Genomic DNA, 12512 nt, shown 5'->3' with positions numbered 1-12512 from the left:
CTACGGAAAGATGAGGCAGGCGGATGAACCCGATACGGCGGCACGAGATGATTATGGAAGTTATGCTCAACCAGAAGGATGTAACGGTGAATGAGCTGAGCGACAAGCTCCAGGTGACAGGAAAAACAATCCGTGAGGACTTAAGCAAGCTGGAGGAGCAGGGGCTGATTATGCGTGTCCACGGCGGAGCCGTGCTGGCACAAAGCGATCAGTTCGGTATTTTGCCCTTGAGGAACCCGCTGGTTAAATATTCCGATGAAAAAACGGAGATTGCGCAGCTCGCGCTGGCCCATATCGCAAAGGACGACATCATTGCGCTGGACGGCGGCAGCACCACGCTTGAAATTGCCCGGAGGCTGGACAATATGCCGCTGACGGTCATCACCAACGATGTGTACATCATCAGCGAGCTGGTTCAGAGAGACAACATCCGTCTCGTCGTTCCCGGGGGTTACCGTGTCCGCAATATGCTGGCCGGTCCCGAAGCCGTCTCCTATGTCCAAAAGCTAAATATAGAGAAAGCTTTTCTGTCGGCTACAGCCGTTCATATTGAACATGGGCTGTCGATTTACACCGGTGACTTCATTGAATACAAGCAAGCCCTGGTATCCACCGCCCGCACCGTATTCGCCGCCATTGACCACCACAAATTCGGGCATACTGCACTGCGCACGTTCGCTTCACTACAGGAGGTTGATGTGCTGCTGACCGACAGCGGGCTTGCGTCCGAGACGGTAGAGCAGTTCCGGAGTATAGGCGCAAATATCGAATGCGGAATTCAAATGAACAATTAAAAGGAGAGAATATCATATGTCATCTTTATTCAGTTTGGCAGGTAAAACAGCAATCGTAACGGGCGCTGCTCAAGGTCTTGGACAAGGGATCGCTCTTGCATTTGCAGAAGCAGGCGCAGACGTCATCTCCGCTTCCCTCAATCCAAGTGTTGAGACGGTAGCGGCTGCCGAGGCCTTTGGCGTAAAAGCACTGAGCATCGCTGGAGATCTGGGCGATCACACGAAGCTGCAAGGCATGTTCGACGAAGCGGTTGCCTTCACAGGCAAAGTAGATATTCTCGTGAACTGCGCAGGCATGATCCGCCGCACTCCAGCCAAAGACCATAGCGAAAAAGACTGGTTCGACGTTATCAACCTGAACCTGAACACAGTGTTCCTGTTGTCGCAAATCGCCGGCCGCCACTTCCTGGAAAGAGGAAACGGTAAAATCATCAACATCTGCTCCATGCTCTCCTACCAGGGCGGCATCAACGTACCTGGATACACTGCGAGTAAGCACGGTGTAGCGGGTCTGACCAAAGCTTTTGCCAATGAATGGGCTGGCTCCGGTCTGAACATCAACGCCATCGCTCCAGGCTACATGGCTACTGAGAACACTGCACCAATCCGTGCCGACCAGAACCGTTCCGACTCCATCCTCGACCGCATTCCTGCCGGACGCTGGGGAACTGCCGAAGATGTTAAAGGACCTGCTGTATTCCTGGCATCCGCTGCTTCCGACTACCTGAACGGCCACATTCTCAATGTGGATGGCGGATGGTTGGCTAGATAATAAAAGGCTAGCTTCCTCCTAGACCTACACATGCAAATAAGGCTGTGCCCTCCTTAACAAAGGACGGTGCAGCCTTTTTTTCAGCCCGAATGACATGATTGCAGGTGCATTTAGTTGAGCTCATTCCCGCTAGTACTCTGACTTGATTTTCAATTCATAATTTATTAGGACTGAAAATAGTTTCGAGTGAACCGGTGACTGAAATCCATGCGGATGAGGTCGGGTTAATTATCTGAAAATGCTCAACCTCCGGGAGAACTACCAAACTAACCTCATCACCCAGTCCGATAGCTCTACGATGGTACTCACTACTCAATTCTATTGGAACATGGCGGTCCAGCTCACCGTGTATTAATATTTGCTCGACGCCCAAGGGCAGCAATTCAACCGGTGAGGCCGAGCAATAACGATCAGGTACTTCTTGAGGTGTTCCGCCAATAAATAATGCCACGGGACTGCAAATCCCCTTGTCGGCATGGATTTTCCACATTTCTCGCAAATCTGAAATTCCCGCTAAACTTATTACGCCCTTTATAGGTACAATCAGAGGATCACCCAGCTCGTCTGTTTGGACTTTGTTAATTCGGGAGGCCAGCCAGAGAGCCAAATGTCCACCTGCTGAGTGCCCCAGGATGACCACACGAGACAGGTCCAGGTGAAAGCGTTCCTCAAGCTGAGACAACTGATTTACAGCATCTATAACATCATCAAATGTCCCTGACCAACCTCCTCCATCTTCTCCGGCTCGGCGATACTCAATATTCCAAGTGGCGTAACCACGACGTGTCAAATCTTCGTCAAGCGGGTCAAGTTCTTCAAGTCCATATTCTGATTTCCAAAACCCCCCGTGAATAGTAACAACCACAGGGCAAGATCGGCCTAACAAATCCGGCATACGCAATACACCGAATTGTGAGGGGTGGTCTCCATAGGCTATACGGATAGAAGAATTAGCTGTCAATTAGTAAACCCCTTTTCTATGTAATGTTTAACCATTTTCGGATATCAATCCATACTGTTCTTTCACTTTCTTACGACTTATCACTGTCCGCAATTTAACCGCTAATTTCTACAAACTCTTCCGGGTGGGCACGGATATAATCAGCGATAAGACTCAGGCTATGCGGTGCAATCTGCTGAAAATGGACGTACAAGCCGGTAACCATCTCCAGCAATTTTTCATCAGCCCCGATATCCATAAGTCCCGCATCACCCCAGCCCACGCCCAAACTGACGTTTCTCGCAGCCAGTCTCTCCCGCGTCTGTTCCAGCAGTTCCAACATCGCAGTGTCTGCAAAAAAACGCACACCCTCCAGCACCCCGCTCCAATAACCCGGCTGATCCAGCAGATAAGAGATCCAAGCGTAATATTCCGCCGCTGACTTATAGCTGTGATCATACATGATGCGGAACATGCAAAGTGCCCTCTGTCCCTCGCCGAGTGCTGAGATCGCCGCCGCTTTTAGCGCGGGAGATTTCCCGCGGATCAGCATGAAGGTCGGCTCCATGCAAGCCCACCCTAGTCTTTCATCACTTAAAGAATAGAAGGTTTCCCTTCCAATTGCTGCAAGCATCCTCTCACCCCTCTCCCATATTATACTAGTTCATGTAATGCATGCCGAGAGCTGTCTTTTTGGCGGAGGCTCACTTGCAACAATAACAAAGAAAAATCAGCGCCGGGCACAAAACTCTCTATGTCACCGCGGCAGGAGGCCCTTCGATATAGACTTAACTTTAGTGATTTTTTATAATTTGAATAAAAAGAATGGTGCGGTGATACGAGTTGAAGACTTATGCACATGTGTTTCAGGGAACTGCTTTTACAAGCCATACTCCCAAGGAGCTGCAAATTCTTAAGGATCATCTGTTTTGCATAAATGAAGACGGCATCATTGAACGGGTGGCCGCTCCGGGGGAAGATGGCTATGACGATATCCTGACCACCAATCGCGTTCACCGCCTGTCTCCGGGGCAATATTTGCTCCCGGGATTTATCGACCTTCATGTTCATGCGCCGCAATGGGCGCAGGCCGGAGGCGCTCTTGATGTCCCGCTGTACGATTGGCTGCACACCTACACCTTTCCACTGGAATCCAGGTTCGCGGATATAGACTTTGCAGCGGAGATATACAATGATATGGTCGGCACCCTGCTTGCAAACGGCACGACCACGGTGCTTTATTTTGCTACTATTCACAAGGAAGCGAGTCTGCTGCTGGCTGAGATTTGTGCAAAAAAGGGCCAGCGTGGCCTCGTCGGCAAGGTCGTCATGGATGATCCGGCTCAGAACCCGGTCGCTTACCGCGATCAGGACACCCCCACGGCACTGGAGGATACCGAACAATTCATTCTTGCCGTCAAGCAGCTCGCACCATCCGTCAAGCAAGGAGTATACCCGGTTGTAACTCCCCGCTTCATTCCAAGCTGCACCGACGGGGCGCTCAAGGGGCTGGGCGAGCTTGCCGCGAAGTATGATGTTCATATTCAGTCCCATTGCAGCGAGAGCGATTGGGCTCATGGACATGTTAAGGAGAGGTTCGGCAAGCATGATGCGTTCGCACTCCATGACTTCGGACTGCTCGGAGACAAATCCGTTATGGCGCATTGCAATTTCCTCAGCGAAGAGGACGTGTCTCTGTTTGCGAAGACAGGGACAGCGATTAGCCACTGCCCAATCTCCAACGCCTACTTCGCGAACAGCGTTATCCCGATTGCCCGCTGGATGGACAAGGGTGTTGAGATCGGCCTCGGTTCGGATATCTCAGGCGGATTCTCGCCGAGCCTGTTCGACAACGCCCGGCAAGCCGTTATCTCCTCCCGGATGCTGGAGGACGGCGTGAATACCGAGCTCCCGGCCAATGAACGCGGTGTGTCCCAGTCGCGGTTAACAATCGACGAGGCGTTCTATCTGGCCACAGCGGGCGGAGGCGAGAGCCTGAGTCTGCCGATTGGCCGTCTGGCCGAGGGGTATGCCTGGGACGTCCAGATCATTGACACGGTCATCCCGTCTGCGAAGCTGCCCATCTATGGAGATGAGCCCCTGCATAGTATCTTTCAGAAAATCATGTACCTCAGCCGCCCGGAGAACATCCGGGAGGTCTGGGTCCAGGGCGACAAGGTCCACACCCGGCAATCATAATCATTGCGGAGGAGTTGCTAGGGATAACCCGGCTTGTGCGGACTCCAACAACGGCAGTTCTGCCGTTGTTCCCGGGCAAACCAGCCGCTGGGCTCCAACAACGGCAGTTTTACCGTTGTTCCGGGGCAAACCAGCCGCTGGGCCTCCAACAACGGCAGTTTTACCGTTGTTCCCGGGCAAAGCAGCCGCGCGGCCTCCAACAACGGCAGTTCTGCCGTTGTTCCTGGGCAAACCAGCCGCGCGGCCTCCAACAACGGCAGTTCTGCCGTTGTTCCTGGGCAAATCGGCCGCCCGTACTTCAACAACGGCAGTTTTACCGTTGTTCCCGGGCAAAGCAGCCGCGCGGCCTCCAACAACGGCAGTTCTGCCGTTGCCGGAGGAACATTCCAGAGTGAAGTCCTCCTTCTGCAACTACTTTCATCAACTACAACGGCACCAAGCTCGGCAGCGAAACCAAGCCTTAAAGTTTCTTCCTGGCAAGCCGCAATAGATTTGCAGATAGATAAACGGCTGTCCCAGCCACCTATCGGCTCACGGACAGCCCCATTCGGACAAAGACAAAAAGGACCTCAAACCCGTTGCTCCGCCCGGGAATGAGGTCCTTCCTTCATTTCTTACAACAAGTTCACTATTGCCTGCCGGGAGCGGCTTCCTCAAGCAGGGCATTGATCCGCTGAATTACGTCGTTCATCTTCTCATAAGTGATCACACCCGCTGAGTGCATATCCATGAAGGACAGGATGCCCCAGAAGGAGCCTGCCAGAAGCTCGTCCAGCTTGTTATCCACCTGCTCGGGAGTAACCAGCCCGTTCTCGATCATAAATTGGTAAAAAATCTGCCGGGCCGTCTCGTTCTGTAGCAATTCCGGGAACCCGCTGTCGGTTCTGAACTTCGCTACCGGCTCCGCCGGATTGCTCACCTGAACCTCAGCCGTAAGCCGAATGTCGCGGCTGGAAGCTCCAACGCGGAAGGTATAGCTGCCGCTCGCCGCACTCCACTCCCCGCATTCGGGATTGTAGCAGGCGAAATCCCGTTCCTCCAGCAGGAACTCCACAGATTTGGTCTCGCCCGGGTGCAGAGCCACCTTCGCGAACCCTTTCAATTCCTGAGGCGGCCGGGGCAACTTCGAATGAGGCTGGGCAAGATAGAGCTGAACAACCTCCTTGCCGTACACCTCACCGGTATTGGTAATGTCCACAGTAAGCTTAAGGACTGAAGGTAAATGGACCTCCGGTTCGGACAGCGTCAGGTTGCTGTACGCAAATTGCGTGTAAGAGAGCCCGTGGCCGAACGGATAACGGGGAGCGATCCCCTTCATATCGTAATAACGGTAGCCGACATAGATTCCTTCGCTGTAATGCAGCTCAGTCAGATTGCCGGGGAAGCTAAGAAAGGCTGGCGTATCGCTCAATTTCTCTGGAATGGTCGCAGAGAGCTTGCCGGAAGGATTCACGTGGCCGAAGAGAATTGTGGCGAGCGCTTCCCCCATGCCCTCTCCGCTGAACCAGGTCTCAAGCACAGCTTTTGCCTGATCGGCCCAGGGCATCATTACCGATTCTCCGTTAGCCAGAATCAGCACCGTATTCGGATTAGCCGCACAGATCGCAGCTATCAACTGTTCGTGCCCCGGCTCAATGTCCATGTCCTTCCGGTTGTAATCGTCGCTCTCCTCCGGCAGGAACGCCCCGGCAAAGACCAGAACCACATCCGCCTCACGGGCGAGAAGATCAGCTTCTTCCAGCAGTGCCGCATCGGTGCTGCCGTCCGCATGGTAGCCGGGAGCATACCGCACCTCCATTCCCTCCGGGCACAGCTTGCGGATGTGCTCCAGAGGAATGTCCACCTCCTTGGCATTGACGATGGCGCAGCCTGTCCCCTGATACAAAGGCTCGGCAGCCAACCGTCCAACGACTGCGAGCTTCTTGGCCTTGCCCGGTGCGAGCGGCAACACCCCCTGCTCATTCTTGAGCAGAACGATGGATTCCGCCGCTGCCGCGCGGGCAAGCCGGTGATGCTCCGTGAAATCCACTTCCGCAAGCGGTTCATAGTTCTCTGTCAATCTGAAGATTAGCTGCACAATATTCTTGACTCTGAGGTCAATCAGCTCTTCATCCAGCTCCCCATTCCGCACAGCGTTCTCCAGATAGGCTGATGAGCTTAAGGACAAGGGCATCTGCAGATCAAGCCCTGCCCGCGTGGCGGCGGCAGCATCCTTAACTGCCCCCCAATCGCTGACCACCACGCCGTCAAATCCCCACTCTCCGCGCAGAATCCCGTTCAGCAGCTCCGGGTCCTCACTGGTCTGCACCCCGTTGATCTTATTGTACGCGCTCATTATGGTAGCCGGACGCGCTTTGCGGACCACGCGTTCGAAGCCGGCCAAGTAAATCTCCCGCAGCGCTCTCTCCTCTACGGTCACATTCACCCGGGTTCTTTTCGTATCCGAATTATGGCAGGCGAAATGCTTCGGAGATGCCCCTACTCCGCCATCCTGTACGCCCTTCACCATCGCTGCCGCGATCTCGCCCGTCAGACATGGATCTTCGGAGTAATATTCAAAATTCCGGGCCGTCAGGGGATGCCTGCGGATGTTCATGCCCGGCCCCAGCAGCAGATGGATGCCGAGACGCCGGCATTCTCTGGCAATCGCCTGACCAATCTCATAGACCAGCTCCGGGTTCCATGAGCAAGAGACAGTAGAGTTGGATGGAAAGCAGGTTGCCTCATGGGTATTTGCCACCGCCTCCGCACTATCGAAGCTCCCGCTGATGGATTCATAAAAGGAGATGTCTCCGCTGACATCGGAGTTTTTTTGAAAACGGACACCGCTTGAACCGTCGCTCATCAGAATGGATGGGATACCCAGATGCTCATAGGCTTTCGTCTTCCACATGTTGTCTCCGGTGCATAACATGACCTTCTCATGCAAGGTCATTTGACTGATAAGCTTATCTATATCGTTGACCATGATTACCCTCATCTCCGCTATAATATCGTATTAGTTCGCCAGCCGGTCCCACTCGTTCTGCAGCTCCTGCAGGAAGCCGTCTGTATCCACCTTGCCGCCGACAAGCTTCTGGACAGCTTCACCGAAAGCCTGGGCAACGCCATCCGGGTAATACGAATTGAAGGAGCCATAGATTTTGCCTGCCTTCACATAACGGGACAGATCCGCTCCCAGCGCTCCAATATCCGTATCGTCCGCAGAGAAGCTGTTAAACGCCGGAATCATCTGCATGTCCTTGGTGACATGGGCTTGTCCCTCCGGAGTCGTGGCGAGCCAGTTCAGGAAATCCTTAGCCTCCTGCTTCACTTCAGAATCCTTGCTGATTCCCCAGTAACCGGTGACGCCCACATACAGCTTGTCGTTCTCTTCCGGGTTGTCATTGACAGGCAGCGGCATCAGTCCCATGCTGAGATCCGGGTTCCCGCTGATGCTTGGCTGCAGCCAGTTGCCGCCGAGGGTCATAGCCGCTTGCCCGGCGAACAGAGCAGTGGTCTGGGAGTTGAAATTGGTGCTGAGCCCGTTCTTACCCTGACTGAAGTCGTATTTGATAAATTCGGCTACCTGCTTGAAAATATCATTGCCTACAAATGTGGAGGTTCCGTCATATAAGCCTTTGATAAAAGCCTGCGGGTCCGGCTGGCGGGCAATTCCCATATTGACAAGGAAGTTTCCTGACTGGTACCAGTCCATATATGCACCGATCAGCGGCTGTATTCCGGCAGACTTCAATTTCAGGGCATCTTCCTTTAGCGCTGTAAGCGTGGTAGGCACTTCGGAAATCCCGGCCTGATCAAAAAGCTTCTTGTTATACACATACCCGTACCCCTCAACCGATACCGGCCATCCGTACACTTTACCGTCGTCACCGGTAATCCCCTGCTTCGCGAGGTCAATCATGTCTTTGGTCCACGCCTGATCCGACAAATCCTCAAGCTGGGACTGCCACAGCTTCAAATCCTGGTTGCCCATAACTGTAAAAATATCGGGCATTTCCCCGCTCGCCTGCTTCGTCTTAAGCCCGGTGCTGTAATTGTCGCTGACAGAGTCAATGACAAACTGAACATCAGGATGAAGCGCTGTATAGGCGGCAGCAGTTTTTTTCAGAGCCTCGTCAATCTCGATCTTCGTTTGATAAATATGAATCGTTTTGACGTTGTTTGCGGAAGCACCCTTCGCTGTATTTCCTTGCGCTTCCTTCGTCCCGCCGCCGCATGCTGTGAGCAGCACCGACATTCCCACAAATACCGATACAACCGTGCTTGCCTTTAGGTTTCTCTCCATCATTTCAGTTCCTCCCGGTTTGTACCTGGTACATTTTTTTATTCCCTTAACCTTTTACAGAACCCGCCAACACGCCGCCGACAATCTTTCTTTGGAACAGAATAAAGACAATAATTATTGGAAGCATGCTCATGGTTAGAGCAGGCAGAGCCACATCCCAACGGCTGTTATACATTCCGAATAAGCGGTTGACCGCCAGTTGAACGGTACTGAGCTTCTCATTATTCAGCAGCACCAGCGGAATCATAAAATCGTTCCAGACCCAGAACATGTCCATGATAAACACACTAAATACCGTCGGACCAAGGAGCGGGAACACAATTCTGAAAAAGATGTATACCCTGCCACAGCCGTCAATTTGCGCAGCCTCCTCAAGCTCATAAGGAAGAGTCTTCACCCCGCTGCGGATTAAAAAGAAAGCAAAGGCAAACCCAATTCCCCAATAAGCCAGCACTGCTCCGCCGATGGTATTGTTGAGGTGCAGGAACTTCATCACCCTCACCAGGGGGAGCATGATCGTTGCGAAGGGGATAAGCACCGACAGCATAATCAGATAGCCGAAGATGCGGGAGATAACTGTAGGATGCCGCTCCGACCAATAAGCTGTCATTGTGGCGAACAGGAGGATGCCGCTGACCGCCCCCAGGGAGAGGATTGCCGTATTCCTCACCACTCCCGGGATATCAAGCACCTGCCAGGCTTCCCGGTAGTTATCTAAGCTCCATGTGGCCGGAAGCCGGAGCGGATCAGCGAGAATGTCGCTAAGCGGCTTGAAGGAGTTCATGAACATAATCCACAGCGGAGCGATAAAGAGCACTGCTCCGGCCAATGCAAGGATGAATCCGGCAAGTAGACCTACGCGGAGCTTTTTCATAAGAGCTGGTTCTCCTTTCGCTTGCCGAGATACATCTGAACAGAAGTGATCATCATGATAATGACGAAGAACACCAGCGCTTCGGCTGTAGCCAGCCCGTATTTATTATTCGCAAAAGCATCGGTGTAGATATTAAGTGTCATCGAGGTGGTCGAGCCGTACGGGCCGCCCTTGGTCAGCGCCAGGTTAATTTCGAACATCTTCAGGGCGCTGGACAAGGTCCAGAATAAAGCTACGGTAATATACGGAATGCATAGGGGCAGCTTGATCCTGAGCAGGGTATGAAGCGCACCCGAGCCTTCCACCTTAGCGGATTCCAGCAGCTCCGAGGAAATACCGGCCAGGCCGGCAATCATAATGACCATCACATACCCCGCATTCTGCCATACATTGACGATGACCAGGGCTGCGAAAGCCGTGTTCTCTGTCCCGAGCCATTGCTGTGCAAGAAAGTCCAGATTCAGCCTCTCGCCGATCACCGGCAAACCCGACACGAAGATGAACTGCCAAATGAAGCCGAGAATAAGCCCGCCCATCGTCTGCGGCAAATAATAAGCGGCCCGCAGCGGGCTGCGGAGCGGAATACGGGAGGTCAAGGCGACGGCAAGAACGAGACCCAGCAGATTGATAAACAACACACAGACTGCGGTCATCCGCAAGGTGAACCAGAGCGAATCCAGAAACCTGGCTTTCCCGGAGAAAATATCCCGGAAATTGTCCAGCCCCACAAATTGAACCTCCCCGGAGATACCGTTCCAATTACTGAAGGAATAGATCAGGCTGATTGCAAAGGGAATGACCACCACAATGATAAAAATCAGGATGGAGGGTCCCAGGAACAGCAGATGGCCCCACAGCTTGCTGTAATTTTTCCTCTTCCTTAAATCCATGTCCGCCATGTTCAGATCCCTTCATTTCAATCAAATGTAATGTTTATTAACATATACTTTACTTGTTATTATTAATTATATAAAATATGATTCATAATTCTTCGCTTTTTTTAGCTGATTTATAGCGGAAAATTGATATTTTTCAAGGGGAGAAGAGCTATGAATTATGTGCATGAGAATATTATGGTTCCCGATGGTTTTTTAGCCTGGATTTACCTGCATTCCGAAAACAAAATCACCTCAGTCGAAGCACATTGGCACCGCAGCCTGGAACTAACCTTGATGCTTCAAGGTGAGAGTATATACCACATTGATGGCAACAAAACTATCTTCACAGAGGATGAGATGATTCTGATCAACAGCGGAGTGCTGCATAGCTGCCAGGTGAACGAAGAGATGCCCTACGATGCCTTAACGATCATTTTTCCATTTGAACTGCTGAAAGCAGCCAATCCGGACATTGAAAAATATGCCTATAGCATAAACACCAGCTCGCCCGAATATGCCAAGCTCGTAGCCTTATTCAAGGAAATTCATCCCTTATTCAAAAAGCGTAGCTCCCAGCCCTACTATCAGCTAAAATTAAACAGCGTATTCTACGAAATCTTATACATTCTGATGTTCAGTTTCATGATCGAAAAAAAACCGTCGCTGACGGTCAAATCACAAAAATACTGGGACCGCTGCCAAACGATTATCCAGTACATTGACGATCACTATAATGAGCAGTTAACGCTTGACTCGGTATCGCGGGAATACGGCATCTCCAAGGAGCATCTGTCCAGAACGTTCAAGGAATATATGGGGACCACCTTCAAAAAACATCTGACGCGCGTCCGTCTGTTCTACGTGTATCAACTGCTCGTCTACACCGATTTCTCCCTGCTGGAGATCGCCATGCAGGCGGGCTTTACCGACAGCCGTTCTTTGATCAACTGCTTCAAGGAGCTGTACGGCATTACACCGCAGAAATACCGGAAGACGCTGGCAGACCATCATCTGCTCCGGCACAAAAAATATTTGCTCTAGCGCTACGCTAGCAGGAATCAGACCTTAAGGAGCGATCTCCATGAACGAAGAAATTCTTACTACATTCGATGTGCAGGGCAACGTGACGGGCACGGCCCCGCGCGATGAAGTACACCGGAAGGGGCTCTGGCATGAGACCTTTCACTGCTGGTTCGTCCAGCAGCGTGACAATGATCTCTATATCTATCTTCAGCTTCGCAGCAAGGACAAGCGGGATGATGCCGGGCTGCTCGATATTACCGCGGCAGGACATCTGCTGGCGGATGAGACCGCGATGGACGGCATCCGCGAGGTGGAGGAGGAGCTGGGGCTGCGGATTTCTTATGACGATCTGATCCCGCTGGGGATCATCCCCTACACCATGACGAAGGACGGGATGATCGACAATGAGAGGGCGAATGTCTTTCTGTACAGCAACCCGTATCCCCTGGAGCAATTCCGGCTCCAGCGGGAGGAGGTTGCCGGAATCGTCCTGGCTGAGTTCAGCGCCTTCCGCAGATTCTGGGAGGGCGGGCTGCACCAGCTTGATGTATCAGGCTTTCGTATAACGGACAGCGGTGAGCGCATTGCCATTCACGAAACGGTGGACATGACTCATTTTGTGCCGCATGATGCAGACTACTACCGGCAGGTTATCGCCGGAGTCGAGGCGGCGTTCGGCTAAGGTTATAGCAAAAAGGCAGGAGCCTTGAACTTCGGGGCCCTGCCTTTTTGCGTATTATGAAG

12 protein-coding genes are annotated in these 12512 nt (G+C 52.4%); 5 read left to right on the top strand and 7 right to left on the bottom strand.

Features of this window, described 5'->3' with window-relative positions; genetic code table 11:
* Nucleotides 1-23 precede the first annotated feature (23 nt).
* Nucleotides 24-794, top strand: coding sequence for a DeoR/GlpR family DNA-binding transcription regulator (locus B212_RS0110125; RefSeq protein WP_019910544.1), 771 nt, complete (start codon nucleotides 24-26; stop codon nucleotides 792-794).
* A 16-nt stretch (nucleotides 795-810) separates the two neighbouring features.
* The gene (kduD, locus tag B212_RS0110120; RefSeq protein ID WP_019910543.1) at nucleotides 811-1566 is read left to right on the top strand and encodes a 2-dehydro-3-deoxy-D-gluconate 5-dehydrogenase KduD; all 756 of its coding nucleotides are present in this window, start codon (nucleotides 811-813) and stop codon (nucleotides 1564-1566) included.
* Nucleotides 1567-1720: 154 nt separating this feature from the next.
* Here the strand turns inward: kduD and B212_RS0110115 are convergent, their stop codons facing one another.
* Nucleotides 1721-2527, bottom strand: coding sequence for an alpha/beta hydrolase family protein (locus B212_RS0110115; RefSeq protein ID WP_028530726.1), 807 nt, complete (start codon nucleotides 2525-2527; stop codon nucleotides 1721-1723).
* A gap of 94 nt (nucleotides 2528-2621) precedes the next feature.
* Nucleotides 2622-3074, bottom strand: a complete 453-nt coding sequence (locus B212_RS0110110; protein ID WP_156830104.1) for a hypothetical protein — start codon at nucleotides 3072-3074, stop codon at nucleotides 2622-2624.
* Nucleotides 3075-3349: 275 nt separating this feature from the next.
* Here B212_RS0110110 and guaD point away from each other — a divergent pair, with 275 nt between their 5' ends.
* Nucleotides 3350-4705 (top strand): guanine deaminase, encoded by a 1356-nt coding sequence (gene guaD / locus B212_RS0110105; protein WP_019910539.1) that lies wholly within the window; start codon nucleotides 3350-3352, stop codon nucleotides 4703-4705.
* Here guaD and B212_RS34975 read toward each other — a convergent pair whose 3' ends face one another.
* From B212_RS34975 to B212_RS0110080, 5 genes are all read right to left on the bottom strand, one after another.
* Nucleotides 4706-5116, bottom strand: a complete 411-nt coding sequence (locus tag B212_RS34975; RefSeq protein WP_198015846.1) for a hypothetical protein — start codon at nucleotides 5114-5116, stop codon at nucleotides 4706-4708.
* A gap of 217 nt (nucleotides 5117-5333) precedes the next feature.
* Nucleotides 5334-7673: a glycoside hydrolase family 3 C-terminal domain-containing protein gene (locus B212_RS0110095; RefSeq protein WP_019910536.1), complete on the bottom strand. Its 2340-nt coding sequence runs from the start codon at nucleotides 7671-7673 to the stop codon at nucleotides 5334-5336.
* A gap of 30 nt (nucleotides 7674-7703) precedes the next feature.
* The gene (locus tag B212_RS0110090) at nucleotides 7704-8996 is read right to left on the bottom strand and encodes an ABC transporter substrate-binding protein (protein WP_019910535.1); all 1293 of its coding nucleotides are present in this window, start codon (nucleotides 8994-8996) and stop codon (nucleotides 7704-7706) included.
* A 43-nt stretch (nucleotides 8997-9039) separates the two neighbouring features.
* Nucleotides 9040-9867: a carbohydrate ABC transporter permease gene (locus tag B212_RS0110085; protein WP_019910534.1), complete on the bottom strand. Its 828-nt coding sequence runs from the start codon at nucleotides 9865-9867 to the stop codon at nucleotides 9040-9042.
* The gene (locus B212_RS0110080; RefSeq protein WP_019910533.1) at nucleotides 9864-10766 is read right to left on the bottom strand and encodes a carbohydrate ABC transporter permease; all 903 of its coding nucleotides are present in this window, start codon (nucleotides 10764-10766) and stop codon (nucleotides 9864-9866) included. Before B212_RS0110080 ends, B212_RS0110085 begins: the two co-directional genes overlap by 4 nt.
* 150 nt (nucleotides 10767-10916) lie before the next feature.
* Here B212_RS0110080 and B212_RS0110075 point away from each other — a divergent pair, with 150 nt between their 5' ends.
* Nucleotides 10917-11786, top strand: coding sequence for an AraC family transcriptional regulator (locus B212_RS0110075; protein WP_019910532.1), 870 nt, complete (start codon nucleotides 10917-10919; stop codon nucleotides 11784-11786).
* Between the two features lie 40 nt (nucleotides 11787-11826).
* The gene (locus tag B212_RS0110070) at nucleotides 11827-12450 is read left to right on the top strand and encodes an NUDIX hydrolase (RefSeq protein ID WP_019910531.1); all 624 of its coding nucleotides are present in this window, start codon (nucleotides 11827-11829) and stop codon (nucleotides 12448-12450) included.
* Nucleotides 12451-12512: the final 62 nt, after the last annotated feature.

It is taken from the genome of Paenibacillus sp. HW567 (genome assembly GCF_000374185.1).
Lineage (GTDB): Bacteria > Bacillota > Bacilli > Paenibacillales > Paenibacillaceae > Paenibacillus_AQ.
This window is presented reverse-complemented; position numbering and strand designations above follow the sequence as displayed.